This window comes from Bradyrhizobium sp. NBAIM14 (assembly GCF_020193895.1).
GTDB lineage: Bacteria > Pseudomonadota > Alphaproteobacteria > Rhizobiales > Xanthobacteraceae > Bradyrhizobium > Bradyrhizobium yuanmingense.
The window spans coordinates 538,548-558,071 of sequence record NZ_JADYVQ010000002.1 but is presented as its reverse complement, the minus strand read 5'-3'; the positions used below and the strand labels follow the sequence as shown (position 1 = coordinate 558,071).

At 61.7% G+C, this 19,524-nt stretch carries 19 protein-coding genes and 1 tRNA gene; 15 read left to right on the top strand and 5 right to left on the bottom strand.

Going from position 1 to position 19,524, the window contains the following annotated elements; translation table 11 throughout:
* The first annotated feature begins 193 nt into the window (after positions 1-193).
* Together I6F28_RS08280 and I6F28_RS08275 are read left to right on the top strand one after the other, a co-directional pair.
* Positions 194-268: transfer RNA gene (locus I6F28_RS08280), tRNA-Gln, on the top strand.
* Positions 269-487: 219 nt separating this feature from the next.
* A complete protein-coding gene (locus I6F28_RS08275; RefSeq protein WP_036004140.1) occupies positions 488-829 on the top strand; it encodes a 5-carboxymethyl-2-hydroxymuconate Delta-isomerase in 342 nt (113 codons plus the stop codon).
* A gap of 28 nt (positions 830-857) precedes the next feature.
* On the opposite strand, the gene I6F28_RS08270 is transcribed toward I6F28_RS08275, so the two are convergent.
* From I6F28_RS08270 to I6F28_RS08260, 3 genes are read right to left on the bottom strand one after another with little or no spacing between them, the layout of a single operon-like run.
* Entirely contained in the window at positions 858-1,652 is a 795-nt protein-coding gene (locus I6F28_RS08270; RefSeq protein WP_109144609.1) for an IclR family transcriptional regulator domain-containing protein, read from the bottom strand.
* Positions 1,653-1,712: 60 nt separating this feature from the next.
* A complete protein-coding gene (locus I6F28_RS08265) occupies positions 1,713-2,951 on the bottom strand; it encodes an NAD(P)/FAD-dependent oxidoreductase (protein WP_225139677.1) in 1,239 nt (412 codons plus the stop codon).
* The gene (locus I6F28_RS08260) at positions 2,948-3,271 is read right to left on the bottom strand and encodes a 2Fe-2S iron-sulfur cluster-binding protein (protein WP_109144607.1); all 324 of its coding nucleotides are present in this window, start codon (positions 3,269-3,271) and stop codon (positions 2,948-2,950) included. The genes I6F28_RS08265 and I6F28_RS08260 overlap by 4 nt, the downstream gene beginning before the upstream one ends.
* A gap of 217 nt (positions 3,272-3,488) precedes the next feature.
* On the opposite strand from I6F28_RS08260, the gene I6F28_RS08255 reads away from it, so the two are divergent.
* The 9 genes from I6F28_RS08255 to I6F28_RS08215 all read left to right on the top strand — a co-directional run bounded on the left by I6F28_RS08255 (position 3,489) and on the right by I6F28_RS08215 (position 12,828).
* On the top strand, positions 3,489-5,174 hold the full coding sequence (locus I6F28_RS08255) for an amidohydrolase (protein ID WP_109145895.1): 1,686 nt from the start codon (positions 3,489-3,491) through the stop codon (positions 5,172-5,174).
* Positions 5,175-5,230: 56 nt separating this feature from the next.
* Complete coding sequence (locus tag I6F28_RS08250) at positions 5,231-6,589, top strand: aromatic ring-hydroxylating dioxygenase subunit alpha (protein WP_036004148.1); 1,359 nt, start codon at positions 5,231-5,233, stop codon at positions 6,587-6,589.
* A 33-nt stretch (positions 6,590-6,622) separates the two neighbouring features.
* Entirely contained in the window at positions 6,623-8,065 is a 1,443-nt protein-coding gene (locus I6F28_RS08245) for a glutamine synthetase family protein (protein WP_225134209.1), read from the top strand.
* 82 nt (positions 8,066-8,147) lie between these two features.
* Positions 8,148-9,272: an ABC transporter substrate-binding protein gene (locus tag I6F28_RS08240; protein WP_225139675.1), complete on the top strand. Its 1,125-nt coding sequence runs from the start codon at positions 8,148-8,150 to the stop codon at positions 9,270-9,272.
* A 64-nt stretch (positions 9,273-9,336) separates the two neighbouring features.
* A complete protein-coding gene (locus I6F28_RS08235) occupies positions 9,337-9,495 on the top strand; it encodes a hypothetical protein (protein WP_225139674.1) in 159 nt (52 codons plus the stop codon).
* Complete coding sequence (locus tag I6F28_RS08230; RefSeq protein WP_036004151.1) at positions 9,495-10,364, top strand: branched-chain amino acid ABC transporter permease; 870 nt, start codon at positions 9,495-9,497, stop codon at positions 10,362-10,364. The genes I6F28_RS08235 and I6F28_RS08230 overlap by 1 nt, the downstream gene beginning before the upstream one ends.
* 49 nt (positions 10,365-10,413) lie before the next feature.
* Positions 10,414-11,370 carry a branched-chain amino acid ABC transporter permease gene (locus I6F28_RS08225; RefSeq protein WP_225139726.1) on the top strand — a complete coding sequence of 319 codons (957 nt, stop codon included), beginning with the start codon at positions 10,414-10,416 and terminating at the stop codon, positions 11,368-11,370.
* Between the two features lie 32 nt (positions 11,371-11,402).
* The gene (locus tag I6F28_RS08220) at positions 11,403-12,134 is read left to right on the top strand and encodes an ABC transporter ATP-binding protein (protein ID WP_225139725.1); all 732 of its coding nucleotides are present in this window, start codon (positions 11,403-11,405) and stop codon (positions 12,132-12,134) included.
* Positions 12,115-12,828 (top strand): ABC transporter ATP-binding protein, encoded by a 714-nt coding sequence (locus I6F28_RS08215; RefSeq protein WP_036026081.1) that lies wholly within the window; start codon positions 12,115-12,117, stop codon positions 12,826-12,828. Before I6F28_RS08220 ends, I6F28_RS08215 begins: the two co-directional genes overlap by 20 nt.
* 515 nt (positions 12,829-13,343) lie before the next feature.
* Here the strand turns inward: I6F28_RS08215 and I6F28_RS08210 are convergent.
* Both I6F28_RS08210 and I6F28_RS08205 read right to left on the bottom strand, forming a co-directional pair.
* Positions 13,344-13,622: a hypothetical protein gene (locus tag I6F28_RS08210; RefSeq protein ID WP_036026108.1), complete on the bottom strand. Its 279-nt coding sequence runs from the start codon at positions 13,620-13,622 to the stop codon at positions 13,344-13,346.
* 809 nt (positions 13,623-14,431) lie between these two features.
* A complete protein-coding gene (locus I6F28_RS08205; protein ID WP_225127522.1) occupies positions 14,432-15,190 on the bottom strand; it encodes an SDR family NAD(P)-dependent oxidoreductase in 759 nt (252 codons plus the stop codon).
* A gap of 164 nt (positions 15,191-15,354) precedes the next feature.
* On the opposite strand from I6F28_RS08205, the gene I6F28_RS08200 reads away from it, so the two are divergent.
* Genes I6F28_RS08200 through I6F28_RS08185 form a run of 4 tightly spaced genes read left to right on the top strand, consistent with a single transcriptional unit; the run spans position 15,355 to position 19,522 of the window.
* Positions 15,355-16,620, top strand: a complete 1,266-nt coding sequence (locus tag I6F28_RS08200) for an extracellular solute-binding protein (protein WP_225139673.1) — start codon at positions 15,355-15,357, stop codon at positions 16,618-16,620.
* A gap of 3 nt (positions 16,621-16,623) precedes the next feature.
* Positions 16,624-17,565 (top strand): carbohydrate ABC transporter permease, encoded by a 942-nt coding sequence (locus I6F28_RS08195; RefSeq protein WP_225139672.1) that lies wholly within the window; start codon positions 16,624-16,626, stop codon positions 17,563-17,565.
* Positions 17,558-18,403 (top strand): carbohydrate ABC transporter permease, encoded by an 846-nt coding sequence (locus I6F28_RS08190; protein ID WP_225139671.1) that lies wholly within the window; start codon positions 17,558-17,560, stop codon positions 18,401-18,403. The genes I6F28_RS08195 and I6F28_RS08190 overlap by 8 nt, the downstream gene beginning before the upstream one ends.
* 21 nt (positions 18,404-18,424) lie before the next feature.
* Positions 18,425-19,522, top strand: coding sequence for a Gfo/Idh/MocA family protein (locus tag I6F28_RS08185; protein ID WP_225139670.1), 1,098 nt, complete (start codon positions 18,425-18,427; stop codon positions 19,520-19,522).
* Positions 19,523-19,524 lie beyond the last annotated feature (2 nt).

The window sequence follows — 19,524 nt, the reverse complement described above, 5'->3', positions numbered from 1 at the left end:
GCGGTCTCAACTGCCGGGACGCCGGATGGGCTGGCCGGAACGGGCAGGGCCGTCGGAGCCCAGAATAGAGTGTCGGCCGCCGGGCCCTTTTTGCCCCTCCAGGCGGTTGAAATGCCGCGCCGCTCCCTATAGACCGGCTGCGACCGACGGGAATCTGCGGGTGCCGGTTCTGCCCGTTCCGTTCGTCGTCTGTTGGGGCGTAGCCAAGCGGTAAGGCAGCGGATTTTGATTCCGCCATTCGGAGGTTCGATCCCTCCCGCCCCAGCCAGATCTTCCGCCCAGCCTGAAATCACCCACGGACCCGGCCCGGCTGGGGAGCTGCTGCACAGCTCTGCGCTGCACAGGGCGTTTCTCGGCAAAGTTCCGCCGACCGGGCCTTCCCCATGCGAACCATGACCCGCCGCGACAAAGATGGCGACGTTGAGGGGCGAACGGTCTACGACGGTGAGGTCATCTCATGAGCGCCACCTAAAACGAGAACAACGTCATGCCGCACTTGGTGATCGAATATTCGGAAGGGGCGCTCGCTCGCGACGACGTAACAGGCTTGATGGAAGCGCTCTTTGAAGCCGCTTGGCGAACGGGTATCATGAAGGCGGAGGACGTCAAGGTGCGCGCGTGCGTCTACAACGATTTCCTGGTTGCCGGGAAGCGTGACAGCTTCGTGCATCTGTCTGTCTATTTGCTCGAAGGTCGATCGCCCGACCAGAAGGTCGAGCTGAGTACGAGCCTTCGACGGACGATGACAGAGCGATGCCCGGATGTGGCCAGCATAAGCGTGGATGTCCGTGACATGGACCCGGTCGCCTACAAGAAACGGCTAAAATGACGGGTGCTCGCCAAAAGACGGCAGCTTCTCAGACGAGCAGGGGCTGCGCGGCGAGGGACATCTCCTTGAGGAGAGGCAGGAAGCGATCGATCATCTCACCGGTCGTGATGCGATCGACATGAGCGCCGATATTTGCGGCCGCGATGACGGCGCCATCGTAGCGGCGAATTGGCACCGATATCGACCGAAAGCCCTCTTCGGCTTCCTGATCGACAAGGCTATACCCTTTGGTGCGGTCGGCAATGATCGTCGCAATCACTGCCGATTTGTCGACCAGCGTCGACTGGGTCAGAGCCGCCAGCTTCATGCCGTCGACCGTTCTCGTCAGCTCGTCGTTTGCCAATCTGCCCAGCAGAACGCGTCCCACCGACGTGCAGAAAGCCGGCAGCCGATATCCTATGTCCAGTCCGGTCGAAAATACCCGCGCCGGACTCGAGCGGGCGATGAAAACGACCTCTTCGCCATCCAGGACCGCAAGGGAGCAGACCTCCCTGGCCTTGCCGGCGACCTCGTCCATCAACGGCTGCATCACGGTGCTGATTTGGTTCGACGCCAAATAGGCCGAAGCCAAAAGCAGCACTCTGGGCGTTAGCGAAAACAACCGCTCGTTGCCCGCGACGAATCCGGATTTTACGAGGGTCATCAGAATCCGGCGCACCGTCGCCCGCGGAAGATTCGCGCTCTTGGAGAGGTCGCTGAGGGTCATTGGACGGCGATCGATACCGAACGACTGTATCACGCGAAGACCCCGATCCAGGGTCTCGATGAACTCGCTGCCCTCCCGCGCCTTTTCCTCTTCTTCCGTACGCTTCAGCCTCGGCATTCTATTGGGCGGTCCCTCTCAGTGGCCTCTCGAAAGCGAGAACCATCACAAATCCGCGCGCTAGGCGCCAGCCTTGTCTCCGGCTGTCACCAGGGATTTGAGGTCAAAGGAAGAGTCTGCGGCTTGCTCCGGTGCAGGGGAGATTCCCGCCGCAATCAGGCGTCGGGCTGCCATTTGCTCGCCTGGCCGGTTGACGCTGTCCACCGCGACCAATCGGCCCTGGCGATAGTAGAAGACCGAGAATCTTCCGTCGTCGACCGAACCTCGGACCGCCTGCCGATCATATCGTCCGGCCAGCCCGACGATCTGCAGCTTGACGTCATATTGGTCGGACCAGAACCTCGGCACATTCTCATAGGGCGCTCGAGCGCCGGCGATCGCCAGTCCAGCGGCCTTCGCTTGATCCTGGGCGTTTTGCACCGATTCCAATCTCACCCAGCTTTCGCAAAAGCGGTTGAAGTGGTTGGCGCAGTCACCGGCCGCGAAAATGTCCGATGTTTCGCATTGTCCGTGCGCGTCAACGACAATTCCATTCGTGCATCTAAGCCCCGCCGAGCGCGCGATCTCGTCATTGGCGACACCACCAATCCCCACCAGCACCAGGTCGGCGTGGACAACGGCACCGTTGCCCAGCACGACAGCGGAAACTTTTCGATCGTTTCCTTTGAAGGAAGCAACCGTTTCGTCGAGCATCACGTCGACGCCAGCCCGCAAATGCGTATCAAGAAGAAAGGTCGACAAGACCGGCGAGACGGCACGTTCAAGCAGGCGGCTGCTCGCTTCCACGACGGTGACCTTCTTGCCCAGCTTTGCCGCGGAGGCCGCAACTTCCAGCCCTATGAAGCCGCCGCCGACGATGACAATCTCCGCAGCATTGGCCAGACCTGCCTTCAGGTCGATCGCATCGGTCACCGAACGCAGATAGAAAATTCCATCGAAGTCCGCGCCCTCAACCGCGATGCGCCGCGCGCGCGAGCCTGTGGCGAAGAGGAGTTTTTCAAACTTCAAAGCGTTGCCGCCGGCCAGAGTGACCTGTCGCGCGTGCAAATCGAGCAGCGTGGCGCGCTGCCCAAGAACGAGATTGATCTGCTTGCCTTCGAAGAAAGTCTCGTCGCGCAAGATCAGATTTTGCTCGCTGATGCGCCCGAGAAGGAAGTCTTTGGATAGCGGCGGCCTCTGATAGGGCAGCCACTCTTCGTCGCACACAATGGTGATGGGCTGAGAATAGCCGGCGTCACGAGCCGTGAGAGCGGCTTGAACCCCGGCATATGATGCGCCGATGATGACCAGCCCTGTCATGATTGCCTCGCCGGCACATGGACCACCAGCTCGTCGAGAGGGGCGGGCACCTTCAACTGGCAACTCAGCCGACTGTTCGGCTTTCGCTCTCCCGAGACGGCGGACAGCAACTCGAGCTCTTCTTCGCTCGGCTGAGGGAGAGAGCTTGCTTGTTCTTCATCGACGTAGACGTGACAGGTCGCGCAATCGAGGCAGCCGCCGCATTCGCCGTCGATGCCGTGAATACCGTTGCGGACGGCCGCGAGCATCACGCTCACGTCGGGTCCGACCTCGATGGATTTTCCGCTGCCGTCCTGCTGGACAAATCTCACTCGCGGCATCCGACCTCCGTTTCCTAAGTTTGTTCGATCTGAGAACATAAGTTCGTTAAACGGTTACAGCAGTTCTGGCGGACCCTCAATCCCGACCTGTTGGCCGCCGCTGCGGTTCCATTAGGCAAGTTATGCGGAAATATTTTGCTTGCTTGCGCGTCACATTGGAGTCATTCTGAACGATATCGGACTAATGTTCGACTACCGAACGACAGGGCAGGATGCAATGAAGCTGACGACAGCGATCGTGGGAGTGGTGCTGACATCAGGCGCGGCGTTTGCCCAGCAGCAGGAGGCCAATGCTCCCTCGCTTGCCTTGATCAACGGCAAGATTCTCACCATGGACGGTCAGTCAAAGGTTGCGGAAGCGCTTGCCGTTCGCGACGGAAGAATCTTGGCCGTAGGAGACGCGGCGACGATCAAGGCGTTGGCCGGAAATCGCACCCGCACGATCGACTTGCAGGGCAAGACTGTCGTTCCCGGGCTGATCGACACGCACGCGCATTTCAAGGCTGCCGGTCTGTCCGACTACGTCGTCAACATGAGCGGCGCCAAGACTGTTGCGGATGCCCTCGCAAGCATCAAGCAGTTCGTGGCGAAGAAAAAGCCCGGCGAGTGGATCATCGGAAGCGCCTGGCATCCCCCGTCACAGCTCGCGGAAAAGCGTTACCTGACACGCCAGGAAATCGACGGCGTCGCGCCGAACAATCCGGTCTATCTCCGGACCGTTGGCCACTTCTCGATGGCCAATTCGATGGCGCTCGAGAAGGCTGGCGTAACCAAGGCCACGCCAAACCCAAGCGGCGGATCGTTTGAGCGCGACAGTGCCGGTGACCTGACCGGCGTTCTGGTCGAGACGGCGATCGATCAGGTCGAAAAGACCGTTCCGGAGTGGACGGCGGACGACGAGTTTCGCCAATTCAAGCTCGCGGAAGGTGTGCTGAACTCGTTCGGGATCACCAGCGCCGTAGAAGGGGCCACCTCGCCCAGGGACATCGCGGCCCTGCAGCGCGTGGCGCAGGCCGGTGAAGCAACGCTACGGGTCGGTCTCATGTGGCGCCCGGAACCCCCCGCCGAGAACGCGGCCTGGGAGGCCATCATGCGAGGCAACGGCGCCTCCTCCGGCTTTGGCGATGACTGGCTGAAGTTCGCCGGAATCAAGATCCTTTACGACGGCGGCATGACGCTCAAGACGGCGCTCATGCGCGAGGCCTATCCAGACTCGCATGATGGCTACCACGGCATTGCCCAGCAATCGCCGCAACGCCTCAAGGATCTGGTGTCCATTTGCAATCGCCACAATTGGCGCGTGGGTGTCCATGCCGTCGGCGACAAGGGCATCGACCACGTCCTTGATGCATTCGAAGCGGCCGACAAGGAGAAATCGATCAAGGATCGGCGTTTCGTCCTGATCCATGGAAGCTTGATAGTGCCCGAGCAAATGGAGCGCGCGAAACGCCTCGGTGTCAGAGTCGACCTCCAGAACGTTTTCATGTGGGACAAGGCGGCCACCGTCGAGCGCTTCCTGGGTGCGGCGGTCGCCAATCGGGCCGTGCCCACGAAAACTCTCATCGAGAAGGTGGGGCTGAACAGCCTCGGCGCAGGCACCGACTTCCCGGTGAACACGATCAATCCCTTCATCAACATCTACGTCATGGTAACCCGCAAGGATCTCGCCGGACGCGTTTATGGAGCGAACGAAGCCGTCAGCCGCGAGCAGGCGCTGCGCCTCTACACCAGCGCGGCATCGCACTATATGTTCGAAGAGAACGAGAAGGGGACGATCGAGGCCGGAAAACTCGCGGACCTGACCGTGTTGTCGGCGGACCTCATGACGGTCCCCGAGGAGCAGATCAAAGACATCAAAGCCGACCTGACGATCGTCGGCGGCAAGATCGTGTTTCAGCGTTAGTCCGCGTCCCGATAGCATGAGGACGCATCTCGAAGCCGAGAGAGGAGATCCAAGTCATGATGAGCCAAGAGCAGAACGACCTCATTACCCGCATCGGACCGAAGGCGCCTGCGGGAAAGCTGATGCGGATGTATTGGCAGCCTGCTGCGCTCGTCGACGAACTCGCGGAGGGGCGCCCCATCAAGGCCGTCAAGCTTCTCGGCGAGAACTTCGTTCTGTTCAAGGACGAAACGGGGCGCTATGGCCTGCTCGATCGCGACTGCCCGCATCGGGGCGCCGACCTTGCCTTCGGCCGGCTCGAGAACGGTGGCCTGCGCTGCGCCTTCCACGGGTGGCTGTTCGACGTCACGGGACAGTGTCTCGAGACGCCCGCCGAGCCTGCAAACTCCTCGCTCTGCAAAAATATCAAGCAGCGGTCCTACCCCGTCGTGGAGAAGGGTGGAATCCTGTGGGCGTATTTGGGTGAAGGCGAGCCGCCCGCGTTTCCGGAGATCGACTGCTTCGCGGCGCCGGACGAATACACCTTCGCCTTCAAGGGCCTGATCGAATGCAATTGGCTGCAAGCGCTGGAAGTCGGCATCGACCCGGCTCACGCATCGTTCCTTCACCGGTTCTTCGAGGATGAGGATACATCGGCGGCCTATGGCAAGCAGTTTCGCGGTGCGTCGGCCGACTCGGAGATGCCCATGACGAAGGTCCTGCGCGAGTACGACCGGCCGATCATCAACGTCGAGCACACCGAATACGGCCTGCGGCTCATCGCCTTGCGAGAAATCGACGAGCAGCGCACCCACGTTCGCGTCACCAACCAGCTATTCCCGCATGCGTTCGTCATTCCGATGAGCACGGAGATGACGATTACCCAGTGGCATGTGCCCGTCGACGACGTGAATTGCTATTGGTATGCGATTTTCACCAGCTACGCCGCGCCCGTCGACAAGGCGAAAATGCGCGCGCAGCGCCTCGAGCTTTACGAGTTGCCGGAATACCGCTCGCGGAAGAACAAGTCGAACGATTACGGCTTCGACCCGCACGAGCAGGCGACCGAGACTTACACCGGCATGGGCGCGGACATCAACGTCCACGACCAGTGGGCCGTCGAGTCGATGGGCGCTATTCAGGACCGGACGCGTGAGCATCTCGGGCAATCCGACAAGGCGATCATTCAGTACCGCCGGCTGCTTCGCCAGGAGATCGAGAAGGTGGCCTCCGGGGGCAAGCCGCTGTTGTTCCTCGACGCTGCCAGCGCGCGCAGCATCCAGGGGCCGGCCACAATGGACGGCATCGGTCCGACGAAGGGCTGGGAAACCTACTGGATGGAAGTGGACGTCAAGCGTCGTCGGGGCGCTCCCTGGGCCGCGCCGGTGCCCGCCGAGCTCGCCAAGAAGGTGCCTCACCTGACCGCCGCCGAATAAGCCAGGCCGCCCAGCTCAGCAAAGGAGATGTCGTTGAGTTTCGTCGAAAAGCACGGTCTCTGGTCGGCCGAACAGAAGGAGGCTGCCATCCGCATGCGGCGGATGGCGGAGGAGCAGGAGTTGCATACGATCCGGCTCTCCTTTCCGGACCAGCACGGCATCTTGCGCGGCAAGGCGCTGGTCGCTTCCGAGGCGCTCTCGTCGATCGAGAGCGGCTGCTCGATAACGACGACATTGCTCGCGAAAGATACCTCTCACCGCACGGTGTTTCCCGTCTTCACCGCCGGCGGCGGGTTCGGGATGCACGAGATGCAGGGGGGAGGCGACATCTTGATGGTCGCCGATCCCACCACCTTCAAGCTTCTCCCCTGGGCACCAAAAACCGGGTGGGTGCTTTGCGACCTCTACTTCTCCGACGGACGACCCGTGCCCTTCGCCTCCAGGGGCCTGTACCAATCCGTGCTGGGGCAGCTCAAGGACCGGGGCTATGATTTCAAAGCGGGCCTCGAGGTCGAATGCCACATCTTCAGAGTCGAGAATCCCCGACTGGCGCCTTGGGACGCCGGCAGTCCCGGCCAACCGGGTGAGCCTCCGGAGGTCAGCCTGCTTTCGCAGGGCTATCAGTACCTGACGGAGCAACGTTACGACCAGATGGAGCCTGCGCTCGAGCTGATCAGGCAAAACATCGTGGCGCTGGGCTTGCCGCTTCGGTCGATCGAGTTGGAATACGGGCCGAGCCAGTGCGAGTTCGTGTTCCAGCCCACCGTCGGCATTGAGCCGGCGGACACCATGGTGCTGTTTCGTACGGCAGTGAAGCAGATCTGCAACCGCCACGGCTATCACGCGACCTTCATGTGCCGGCCGCGGATACCGAACGTGATGTCATCGGGGTGGCACCTTCACCAATCGCTGGTCTCCCGAACAGACGGCGTCAACGCGTTCATGACCAGCGAACCGGCCGGCCTGTCGAACCTTGGCAAGCACTATATGGCCGGGCTGCTGGAGCATGCCAGGGCATCCGCGGTCTTCTCGACGCCGACGATCAATGGCTACAAGCGCTACCGTTCCTATTCGCTGGCTCCGGATCGGGCGATCTGGGGACGCGACAACAGGGGCGTCATGATCCGCGTGCTGGGCGGTCCCGACGATAAAGCCACCCGGCTCGAGAACAGGATCGGCGAGCCGGCTGCAAACCCCTATCTTTACATGGCGTCGCAGATTCTGGCCGGCCTCAACGGCATTGATCGCCAGCTCGATCCCGGTCCGTCGGCGGACACTCCCTACGAGACCAAGGCGAACCTCCTGCCGACCTCCTTGCGCGAGGCGGTGTTCGCGTTGCGCGATGACCCCTTCTTCCGCGAGGCTCTGGGAGAGAAATTCGTCGACTACTACGTTTTCATCAAGAACGCGGAAATCGAGCGCTTCCAATCGACGGTCACCGAGTGGGAGCAGCGAGAATATTTCGAAATGTTCTGAAACGGCATCACCGAAGCGGGAGAAAAGAGATATGAGCTTGAGGTTTGGACTTGTTGGGGCCGTCGCGATTGCCACTGCCTGGATGTCGCCGGCGCAGTGCGACACCATCAAGGTGGGTATCATCGGCACCATGTCCGGTCCGTATGCCTTGTTCGGCCAGAACTTCAAGTACGGCATTGACGCCTGGGTGGCCAAGCATGGATCGAAAGTGGGCGATCATCAGATCGAGTTTGTCTATCGCGACGAAGAATCGCCGAACCCCGCCAAGTCGAAATCATTGGCTCAGGAGTTGATCGTCAAGGAGAAGGTTCAGTACATCGCGGGACTGTACTTCACTCCGGACGCCCTGGCCGTCGCTCCGCTTCTCGAGGAAGCGAAGGTGCCTATGATCGTCATGAACGCCGCGACGTCCGCGATCGTGGAGAAGAGCCCCTACATCGTGCGGACGTCCTTTACGATGTGGCAGAACACGGTCCCCGCGGCAAAGGTGGCGAAGGCCAGAGCGGCCAAGAAGGTGGCGATCGCCGTCAGCGATTACGGCCCCGGCATCGATGCCGAAGCAGCCTTCAAAAAGACGTTCGAGGCAGATGGAGGCACCATCGTCCAATCGATCAGGATGCCGCTCAATACCACCGATTTCGGCCCGATCATGCAAAGGATCAAGGATTCCGGCGCTGACATGATCTTCACGTTCTTGCCGGCCGGTCCGCCGACCCTGGGGTTCGTCAAGGCCTATATCGACAACGGGCTGAAAGCGTCTGGCGTGAAGTTGTTGTCCACGGGTGATGTCGTGACCGAGCCCGATCTTCCGACTATCGGTGACAGCGGCGTAGGCATCCTGTCGACCTACCACTACGCGGTCTCGCACGACTCTCCAGAGAACAAAACCTTCCTGGCCGATCTGATCAAGGCCGGCGCCAAGCCTGACGACATCACCATGGCGTCGGTCGCGGCCTATGACGGTGCTCGGCTCATCTACAAGATGGTTGAGGCCACGAACGGTCAAAAGGATCCGGACAAAGCCCTTGCGGCCGTGAAGGGCATGAAATGGGTCAGTCCGCGCGGCCCCGTGTCGATCGACCCGGATACCCGGCATATTCGTCAGAACGTTTATCTGCGCGAAGTCGTGAAGCAGGACGGCAAGCTCCTCAACAAGGAACTGCAAACGTTCGATGCGCAGCCGGACTGGGGCCTGGCGAAGAACTAGGGCGGATCGCTCGCGATGTAAATCTCGCGAGCAATCTCTTCATCGTGTCGGATAAGGGCCCGGAATGAGTGGTCGGTCGCAGTCTATTCGCTTCGTCAACGGTCGCATCTATGGCGATGCCAGCGACCGGATGATACCCGGCTTGACGGACGCGCACATCCACCTGTTCGGGCTGGCTGCCGAGCGGCTCCAGATCCGAAAAGCCGCGGAAGCATTCAACTAATGGCGTGGACGGGTCTCAGCATCGGGCTAGATGCCCTCTCGTACGGCATGGTGCTTTTCATCATCTCCATCGGCCTATCCATCATGATGGGCCTGATGAGGGTAGTGAACCTCGCTCATGGCGCATTTGCGATGATCGGGGGATATCTCGCGTCTTTTGCGCTCAAGAACGCGGGAGTTGGATATCCACTCGCGATTGTCCTGGCGGTCCTCGGCACCATCGCGATCGCCTTTCCGCTCGAGTTTCTTCTCTACCGCCGGATTTATCGCAAGTCCGATGAGCTGACCCAGATATTGCTCACGATCGGCATCGCGTTCGTCATCATTGGCGTTGCCAACTACATTCTTGGCCCGACGACCAAATCCATTCCGCTGCCTCCGCTGCTGAGCGGTCCCGTCGATCTCGGCTTCCGAATGATCCCGGCTCATCGGATTTTCGTGACGATTTGCGGAGTGTGCACCGCGGGCTTGCTCTGGCTACTGATCGACCGCACCGAGTTCGGGATCCGGCTGCGTGCCGCGGTCGACAACGGTGACATGGCCGAGTCGCTCGGAATCAAAACGCAGATCCTTTTTTCCGCGACCTTCGCGCTTGCGGTCGGCCTGGCGGCGTTCGGGGGCGTGGTGGGCGCCGAACTGCTGCCCGTCGAACCTTTTTACGCGCTCAGATATATGGTGACGTTCCTTGTCGTTGTCTCGGTCGGCGGGGCAGGATCGATCCCGGGCGCCGTGGCGGCATCGATACTGCTTGGCCTTGCGGACACGACCGGCAAGTACCTTGCGCCCGAATATGGTGAGTTCTTCTTCTATCTTGCGGTCATCCTGGTCGTGTTTCTGTTCCCGAACGGCCTTTTGGGCAGGAGGCACTGACGTGACCGATCGAGCCATCGTCGATGGCGTGAGCCCGCCGCGTTTTTCCGTGCCGCTTGAGCTGCGCGCTGTCGCAATCACGCTGGCGCTCGGAGCGCTCGGTTACGCGCTTTTTCCGGATGACCTCGCGTTTCTGACGCGACTGATCAGCATCACGCTTCTGGTGCTGTCGCTCGATCTGGTCACGGGGTATTGCGGTGTCGCCACCCTGGGGCATGCGGCGATCTATGGTGTGAGCGCCTACGTCGTGGGTAACGCCTGCCTTGCCGGACATTCCGACCCCCTGCTGTTGTTGCTCGTGGGGGCGGTGGCCGGTGCCGTGATGGGGCTGGTCTCAGGCGTCCTTGTCACGAGGTTCAAGGGTCTCCCCCAGCTCGTGCTATCCATTGCCGTCGGACAGCTCGTCGCGGCGCTGGCCAACAAACTGTCCAGCCTGACGGGCGGAAGCGACGGATTGTCCGGCATTTCGCCTGGACGAATCTTCGGGGTCTATGCGTTCGACATGTATGGTCGCACCGGCTATGTGTTCTCCGTTGCGGTGCTTATGGTCGTGTTCGTGGTGCTGCTTCGAATCGTGCACTCTCCGTTCGGCCTGCTTTGTCAGGCAATCAAGGATGACAGCCTGCGAGCTCGGATGATCGGTGCCCGCGTGTATCCCCGGCTCGTGCTGATGTATGGCGTGTCGGGGGTTGTTGGCGGAATTGGTGGTGCTCTCAATGCCATCAATACGGGCGTCGTGGGACTGGATAGCATCGGATTTGAGCGGTCGGCTGAAGCTCTCGTCATGCTGGTCCTGGGTGGCGCAGGCAGTCTCTGGGGCGCGCTGATCGGATCCATCGTCTTCCAAGTGTTCGAGCACTACGTCTCGGCTGCGAATCCATTCCATTGGATGACCATGGTCGGTGCGTTGCTGATCGGGGTCGTTTTGTTCGCCCCGAAAGGCCTGGTGTCCCTTGGAGGCTTGCTTGCTGGTCTCACCGCCTCGGTGATGAGGAGGCGCCCGTGAGCCGGCCGCTGCTCGAACTGCGAAACGTTTCGATGTCCTTCGGCGGGATGCGGGTCAACGATGATATTTCCTTCAGTATCGGGAAGGGAGAAAGGGTCGCGTTGATTGGCCCGAACGGCGCGGGCAAAACCACGCTCGTCAACGTCATCTCCGGCGACTTGACCCCTTCACAGGGTGCCGTCCACCTCGCTGGTGTTGATGTCACCGCGCTACCGATTTCCGATCGCGTCGACGCCGGCTTGATCCGGACATTTCAGATCACGAGGCTCTTCAAGAGCCTGACGGTCGCACAAAACGTCGCGCTCGCCGTGATGCAACGAAAGGGGCTCACGAGAAGCATGTTTTCCTGCCCGATGGATCGGCCGGACGTTCGTCGGGAGTGGGAGCGGGCCCTTGGAACGCTCGGTATCGCCCATCTGGCCGACAGGCAGGTCTCGCAACTGGCGTACGGTCAGCAGCGCCTTCTTGACCTGGCAATCGGGCTTGCTCTCGAGCCGAAGGTCCTGCTCCTGGACGAGCCCGCGGCAGGGGTTCCGTCGGAGGAGTCCTCCAAGATCATCGAGGCGATCGACAGATTGCCATCTGATATCGCGGTCTTGATGATCGAGCATGACATGGACCTGGTGTTCAAATTTGCCCGCTGTGTGCTCGTTCTCGCCAACGGAAAGCTGATCTTCCAGGGCGATCCGGCAGAAGTCACGCACCATCAGGAAGTCCGTCGAGCTTATCTAGGTAGCTACGCAGATGCCCGCCACGCGTCTTGAAGTCAAAGGTCTCAGTGCCGGGTATGGTCCCACCCGTATCATCGATCAGATGTCTTTCGAGGTGTTGCCCGGAGGTCGTCTCAGCATCCTTGGTCGAAACGGAGTCGGCAAGACGACTTTGCTCGCATCGCTGATGGGTCTGACGACCCATCATGGGGGAAAAGTATTCCTGGGCGAGGCTGATCTCACGGATACCAAGGCATCGATACGCGCTCAACGAGGTCTCGGTTACGTACCGCAGACACGCGACATATTTCGGTCGCTGACGGTGGAGGAAAACCTGGTCGCGGGTCTCAAGGATCGAGGTCGAGAGGCACTTGAAGAGGTCTACGTGATGTTTCCGAGGTTGGCCGAACGTCGACGCCATTTCGGAACGCAATTATCGGGCGGCGAGCAGCAGATGCTCTCGCTCGCCAGGACGCTGCTGGGAAGGCCTTCAGTTCTCCTCTTGGATGAGCCGCTCGAGGGGCTCGCGCCGGTGATCTGCGATCAGATCATGGAAATCATCACCGCGCTGGCGAGTTCTGGTGAGATGACCATCGTTTTGGTCGAGCAGCAGATCGAACGAGCGCTGCGCTTTGCCGATCATGTCATGGTGGTTGAACGCGGCAAAGCGGTCTGGAGTGGTGAATGCTCGCACTTGCGCGACGACCCCAAAATGGTCGAGCGCCTGCTCGGTGTTGGGGTGCACTGAGGCATGCGGCTTCCTTGTCATCGAGACAATGGGCAAGCTCGTATCACCCTTGCCCCGTCGGGGCGGCGGGGTTTGGCCGTAGCGCTCGCCCGGAAAGGCGAACCGGCAGCACGATCGCACGCCAAAGGGCCGGACAAGTTGATCCCTTGCCGCAAAGCGCTCAAGGACGACCGCAAGCGCTGTCAGTTCAGCCTTCCAAGCAGTCTTCGGATGATCTTCCGCAAGTTTTCGGCGTACTCATCGACGACCTGACGCCTCTCGGCCGATGGCGGCAGCTGACATTCGTCGTTCCCGTCCGGCGACGGAGGATCCGTCTTGGAACTCCCGCGCATGATCGAGGCGATCGGCTTTGTCACTTTCACGGGAAGTCTGACCTCTGATGCACGACGCGCGTCGTTCAGGCTAGGTGCCAATTCCATCTGCGGCCTTCACACAAGTTAAGTCGCCGGAGCGGGTCGATCTGCATGGCTCGTCGCCGACGCGTGGCGCCGCAACATTTTGCAAATCGCGGCGCGCTAGGTGCACGAGGCGGTCGGATCGCACTTCGGGCAGCGGCCGTCGGCGGCTGCGCCGAGCTGGCGGCCGAGCTCGGCCCTGAGAGCCTCCTTGTTCCATTCGGCGCCGTCGCATCTGACGATTCGCTTGGCGCGCTCGAAGGCGTGACTCTCGGCGGCGTCATCGCCGATGCGGACGATCACGTCCCGATGGAACGGGCAGGCCGTCGTCGCGCGGGTCGTCTCCAGGGCGTAGCGCACGACCTCGGTGAGATCGTCGGTGTCAATGTCGGCAAGCATGTCGGTTCTCCTGATCGGCATCCTCCCTTGTCCAGACCATGCACTGGCTTCGACGAAAATCGGCCTCGGGCTCGATGGGAGCGCCGAGGCCGATTGTTCGCGTGGCTCTTCCATCCAGGGTCTGAACTCGTCCAGCAAACCCGCGCTGCCGATCTTCGTTCCATCGAACTCTCCGGCGGAGCCGCTCTCCGGCCGACTCCATGTTCGCGGTCTTCTGCACTCTCCGTGAAAGCGGCGCCGGGAAGGCCTCGAAATCCAAACGTCGCTCGCTCCGGCAAAGGGGACCTCGAAAAAGCGTTCCCGATGCCGACACAAGACTATCGCCGGCGTCGCAAACATGTCTTGATCCAGCTCAAAGGAGGCGGCGGTATTCGACCGAACGCTTCTCGATCGGCAACCTGCTTACAAGCGCTGCGCGATGTCTTCACCGCTGCTCGCGTCAATCCGTTCAGGACATCTGCGTAAGTATTGGCCCGCAATTTCCAGGTCGCCGCGACGGGCGCATATCTCCAGCATGGAGCGCAACGTCATCTTCAAATGCCCCCGCACGGGCGTGAACGTGCAGCACTGGATTTCCGGCACAGGCTCCGACGCCGCGGACACGCACGTCCCGGTCCGGTGTCCCGCTTGCGCCTCGCTGCACTTCGTCAATGTCGCCAGCGGCAAGACCCTGAGCGAGGGCATCGGTCGGCCACGCGCGACCACGGCGCCAGCCGGTCACAACCAGCCTGATCCATTGCGTCCTTGACTTCGTGAGCTTCGCGCAGCCGCGCCCGGGTCAGATTTTCCGACTGGATCCTCAAGGCATCTCAGACCCAGCCACCATCGACGATATAGTGCTGGGCGGTGCAGGCGGACGCCTCGTCGGAGGCGAGGAAGACGGTGAACTTTGCAACCTCGTCCGGCATGAGCCGGCGCTTCAGGCATTGTCGCTGCTGCAACTCGATCTCGCCGGCCGGCGTCATCCATTTCTCGAGCTGCCGCTCGGTCATGATCCAGCCTGGCGCGATCGCATTGACGCGGATGTTGTAGGGGCCGTAGTCGCGCGCCAGCGAGCGCGTCAGCCCGATCACGCCTGACTTGCTCGCGGTGTAGGCGGCCATGCCGCCTTGTCCTGCGATCCACGACACCGAGCCGAAATTGACGATGGCGCCGGCATTGGCCGCCTTCATGTCCGGCAACACGGCCTGAGATGCGAAGAACTGGTGCTTCAGGTTCACCGCGATGCGGTCGTCCCAATAGTCCGGCGTCATCTCCTCGGTGTTGTGCCGCTCGTCATGCGCGGCATTGTTGATCAGGATGTTGATCGGGCCATGAGCCTTGCGTGCCGCGACGACGCCGGCACGCAGCGCAGGGATGTCGGTGAGATCGACATGCTGGAAATGCGCAGCCAATCCCTGCTCGGATAGCTCGCGCGCCAGGCGCTGTCCCTCCTCGACCTTGATGTCGAAGAACACCACCTTGGATTTCTGCTCCGCAAAGCGCCGCACGATCGCAGCGCCGATTCCGGCTGCGCCGCCGGTGACGAGCACGACCTTGCCGGCGAGGTCGGAATAGATCGCAGCCATTGGGCACCTCGGTTTGTTGCGGCCGGCGCGGCGCGCCGCAGCCGACTCTTTTGCGAACCTTAGCCATTCCGTTGGTGAGGTGCATAGATCAGATTTTGTGTTGCGTACCTCAAAAATTGAGGGCAGGATTGCGTTCAAAGAATAAAAGTCGTCGGGAGGATGTGATGAGATTGCTCGGGAAACTGGGACTCGCCGCTGCCGCATGCCTGCTTTGGGCCAGTTCCGCGTCAGCCGACACCACGGTCAAATGGCTGCACATCGAGGTCAACCCGGCCCAGGTGAAGATCTGGGAGGAGGTCGCACGCAGCTATGAGGCGTCGCACCCCGGTGTGAAGGTCGAGATGCAGTTCCTCGAGAACGAGGCCTACAAGGCCAAGCTGCCGACCATCCTGCAATCCAAGGATCGGCCGCACATCATTTATAGCTGGGCAGGCGGAGTGCTGAAGACCCAAATCGAGGCCGGCGTCCTGCAAGACATCACCGATTCCGTAAAGAGCGGCGGCTACAGCGACACGATCGCGCCGGCAGCGCTCGCGGCTTTCACCAGCAACGGCAAGGTCTATGGCCTGCCGACCGCGCTCTCGCAGGTCGGCTTCCTCTACAACAAGGACTTGATGGCCAAGGGCAATGTCGACGCGAGCAAGATCAAGACATGGGACGATCTGCTCGGCGCAGTGAAAACGCTGAGGGCCGCGGGCGTGACGCCGATCGTGGTTGGCGGTGCCGACAAATGGCCGCTGCATTTCTACTGGACGCATCTCGCAGTGCGCATCGGCGGCAAGCCGGGCTTCGATGCAGCACTGAAGGGCGAGAATGGCGGGTTCGCCGGCGAGACCTTCCAGAAATCAGGTGAGCTGTTCAAGCAGCTGGTCGATCTGCAGCCCTTCCAGAACGGCTTCCTCGGCTTCAAGAATCCGCAGGCCGTCGGCTATTTCGGCGACGGCAAGGCCGCGATGATCCTGGCCATCTCGTCCTTCTATCACACCCAGCGCGCGCTTGCCGCCGACAAGGTTGGTCTCAGCGACGACAAGCTCGGCTGGTTCGATTTCCCGGTCGTACCCGGCGGCAAGGGCGAGCCGTCAGACACGCTCGGCGGCATCACCGGCTGGTTGATCACCAAGGGGGCGCCCAAGGAAGCCACCGACTTCCTCAAGTTCTTCATCTCCAAGGACGTGCAGGCGCGGCTTGCCGCCGGCAACTTCATCGTTCCCGTCGTCAAGGGCGGCGAAGCCGGTCTCAACAGCGCCTTCATGAAGCAGATCGCGGCCAATCTGGCGAAGTCCAACTATCACCAGAACTTCTATGACCAGAGCCTTGGCCCGTCGGTCGGCCGCGTCGTCAACGACGTCACGGCTGAGATCGCCGGCGGCAGCATGAGCCCGCAGAACGCAGCGAAAGCCATCGAAGCGGCGTACAAGCAGGGTAACTGACCGGTGGCGCGACGGATCGCGATGTCGTCGCCGATCGGCGTTGCCGGTGAGGCGGCCCCCCAGGTCGGGATTCGTGGCCCAGGCTGGGATGGCCGCTTCACGGTCCTGATCCTGTTCCTGCCGCCCGCGCTGCTGCTGTTCACGCTGTTCGTGGTGCTGCCGATCGGCGAGGCCGCCTGGTACTCGGGCTTCAACTGGAACGGGTTCGGCAGGCCGACGAACTGGATCGGCTTCGACAATTACCGCTTCGTGCTGGAGACGCGGGCCTTCTGGCTCGCGCTGCGCAACAACGGGCTGATCATCGCCGTTTCGCTCGCCGTCCAGCTGCCGCTTGCGCTCACGCTCGCCCTCATGCTGGCCGAACGCTTTCGTGGCGCCGTGGCGCTGCGCATGCTGTTCTTCATGCCCTATATCCTCGCCGAGATCGCAACCGGGCTGATCTTCAGCTTCGTCTATGACGGCGACTACGGCCTCGTCGCCTCGATCTGGCGCACCTTCGGCGCCGAGCCTCCGCATCTGTTGGCCTCGACCGACACGGCGATGCTGGCGGTGCTGATCGTGGTGGTCTGGAAATATTTCGGCTTCCACATGATGCTGTTCATCGCCGCGCTCCAGAGCCTCGACAAAAACCTGGTCGAGGCCGCCCGTATCGACGGCGCGACGCGGACGCAGACGCTGCGCCACGTCGTGATCCCCTTGCTCTATCCGACGATCCGCCTGTCGGTGTTCTTCGCCATCATCGGATCGCTGCAGCTGTTCGATCTCGTCATGCCGCTGACGCGCGGCGGACCGGCCGATTCCTCCAACACGTTGGTGAGCTTTCTCTACAACAATGGCATCTCGCGCATGCGCGTCGGCTATGGCAGCGCCATCGGCGTCATCCTGTTCGCGATCTGCGTGACCTTTGCCTTCACTTACAAGCGATGGTTCATGCGCGATGAATAGTGTCGGGGCTAGAAGCGCATTCGATCCCGCAGCGCTGTTCAAGGCGCTGTTCCTCGGCTTGGTCGCGATCTTCGTCCTGGTGCCGCTGCTCGCGACCTTGCTCGGCGGCTTCAAGTCGCTCGGCGAGCTCCGTGTCAATCCATTCGGCCTGCCCGCACAATGGGAATGGCAGAACTACGCCGACATCCTGTTCTCGGCGCGCTACTGGCAGCTGCTGCGCAATTCGCTTGTCATCTCGACGCTGGCGGTGGCGCTGACCCTTATCACCGCTTCGATGGCCGCGTTCACCTTCGCCCATGTCAGGTTCTTCGGCTCATCGATGCTGCTCAGCTATCTGACGCTGGGCCTGCTGTTTCCCGCCGCGACCGCCGTGCTGCCTCTGTTCATCAAGGTGCGCGATCTCGGCCTGCTCGATACCTATTTCGGCGTCGCGCTGCCGCAGGTGGCGTTCAGCCTCGCCATGAGCGTGCTGCTGCTACGCCGCTTCTTCAAGGACATTCCCTATGAGCTGCTCGAGGCCGCGCTGGTCGACGGCTGCAGCTACATCAAGTTCTTCCGCTATGTGACGCTGCCCTTGTCGCGTCCGATCCTGGCGACGGTCGGCACCATCACCTTCGTCAACAGCTGGAACGCCTACCTGCTGCCACTGGTGATGCTGAACACCGACGCGCTGTATCCCTGGCCGCTCGGCATCATGGTCTACCAGGGCGAATATTCGTCCGAATGGCACCTGATCCTGGCCTTCATCACACTCACCATCCTGCCCACGATCATTCTGTTCCTGCTGGCGCAGAAGCACATCGTGGCCGGCCTCACCGCGGGCGCGGTCAAGGGATGAGCCGTATTCTGAGGAGATAACATGAGAAAAGTCGGCATCGGAATCATCGGCTGCGGGGTGATCAGCACCGCCTATCTCAAGGCGGCCCAGCGCTTTCCGGTCATGGAGGTCAGGGCGCTCGCCGACATGCGCAGCGAGATTGCGGAACGCCAGAGCGCGGCCTTCGGCTTGCCGGGAATGCGGGTCGACCAATTGTTGAAGCGCGACGATGTCGAAATAATCGTCAATCTCACGGTGCCGCTCGCCCACACCGATGTCAGCCTCGCGGTGCTGAATGCCGGCAAGCACGTCCACTCGGAGAAGCCGCTCGGCATCAATGTCGCTGAGGCGCGCAAGGTCATGGAGCTTGCCGCGCAGAAGAACCTGCGCGTCGGCTGCGCGCCCGACACGTTCCTTGGCGGAGGCCATCAGACCGCGCGCAAGCTGATCGACGACGGCGCGATCGGCACGCCAGTCGCGGGCAGCGTTTTCTTCGGCTGCCCCGGCCACGAGCGCTGGCATCCGGCGCCTGGCTTCTATTACCTGCGCGGCGGCGGGCCGATGCTCGACATGGGGCCGTATTACATCACCGATCTCGTGCAATTGCTCGGCCCGGTCGCCAGCGTGATGGGCTCGACCGCGCGCCCCAAGACCGAGCGCCTCGTCACCAGCCAGCCGATGAACGGCGCGCTGATTCCGGTCGAGGTCCCGACCCATGTCGCCGGGACGCTGGAGTTCGAAAGCGGCGCCGTCGTGTCGATCACGATGAGCTTCGACGTGCCGAAACATCGGCATGCGCCGATCGAGATCTACGGCGACAAGGGCAGCATGCTGGTGCCGGATCCAAATCGCTTCGGCGGCGAGGTGCAGGTGGCGAAGACCGGCGGCGAATGGGAGGCGATGCCGCTGACGCACGGCCACGTCGAGGGCGAGTTCCGCTCGATCGGCGTCGCCGACATGGCGTCCGCGATCCTGAACGACCGACCGCATCGCGCCAGCGGCGCGCTCGCCCTCCACGTGCTGGAGGTGATGGAGGCGTTCCAGACTTCCGCCGACGAGGGCCGTCGCGTCAAGATCGAGAGCCGCGTCGAGCGGCCGGCGATGCTGCCCGCGGGGCGTGAAACCGGACAGATCGATTGAGG

Coding starts and splice junctions, on each gene's coding strand:
- I6F28_RS08275 (WP_036004140.1), top strand. CDS start 488: ATGCCGCACTTGGTGATCGAATATTCGGAAGGGGCGCTCGCTCGCGAC.
- I6F28_RS08270 (WP_109144609.1), bottom strand. CDS start 1,652: ATGCCGAGGCTGAAGCGTACGGAAGAAGAGGAAAAGGCGCGGGAGGGC.
- I6F28_RS08265 (WP_225139677.1), bottom strand. CDS start 2,951: ATGACAGGGCTGGTCATCATCGGCGCATCATATGCCGGGGTTCAAGCC.
- I6F28_RS08260 (WP_109144607.1), bottom strand. CDS start 3,271: ATGCCGCGAGTGAGATTTGTCCAGCAGGACGGCAGCGGAAAATCCATC.
- I6F28_RS08255 (WP_109145895.1), top strand. CDS start 3,489: ATGAAGCTGACGACAGCGATCGTGGGAGTGGTGCTGACATCAGGCGCG.
- I6F28_RS08250 (WP_036004148.1), top strand. CDS start 5,231: ATGATGAGCCAAGAGCAGAACGACCTCATTACCCGCATCGGACCGAAG.
- I6F28_RS08240 (WP_225139675.1), top strand. CDS start 8,148: ATGTCGCCGGCGCAGTGCGACACCATCAAGGTGGGTATCATCGGCACC.
- I6F28_RS08235 (WP_225139674.1), top strand. CDS start 9,337: ATGAGTGGTCGGTCGCAGTCTATTCGCTTCGTCAACGGTCGCATCTAT.
- I6F28_RS08230 (WP_036004151.1), top strand. CDS start 9,495: ATGGCGTGGACGGGTCTCAGCATCGGGCTAGATGCCCTCTCGTACGGC.
- I6F28_RS08220 (WP_225139725.1), top strand. CDS start 11,403: ATGTCCTTCGGCGGGATGCGGGTCAACGATGATATTTCCTTCAGTATC.
- I6F28_RS08215 (WP_036026081.1), top strand. CDS start 12,115: ATGCCCGCCACGCGTCTTGAAGTCAAAGGTCTCAGTGCCGGGTATGGT.
- I6F28_RS08210 (WP_036026108.1), bottom strand. CDS start 13,622: ATGCTTGCCGACATTGACACCGACGATCTCACCGAGGTCGTGCGCTAC.
- I6F28_RS08205 (WP_225127522.1), bottom strand. CDS start 15,190: ATGGCTGCGATCTATTCCGACCTCGCCGGCAAGGTCGTGCTCGTCACC.
- I6F28_RS08200 (WP_225139673.1), top strand. CDS start 15,355: ATGAGATTGCTCGGGAAACTGGGACTCGCCGCTGCCGCATGCCTGCTT.
- I6F28_RS08190 (WP_225139671.1), top strand. CDS start 17,558: ATGAATAGTGTCGGGGCTAGAAGCGCATTCGATCCCGCAGCGCTGTTC.
- I6F28_RS08185 (WP_225139670.1), top strand. CDS start 18,425: ATGAGAAAAGTCGGCATCGGAATCATCGGCTGCGGGGTGATCAGCACC.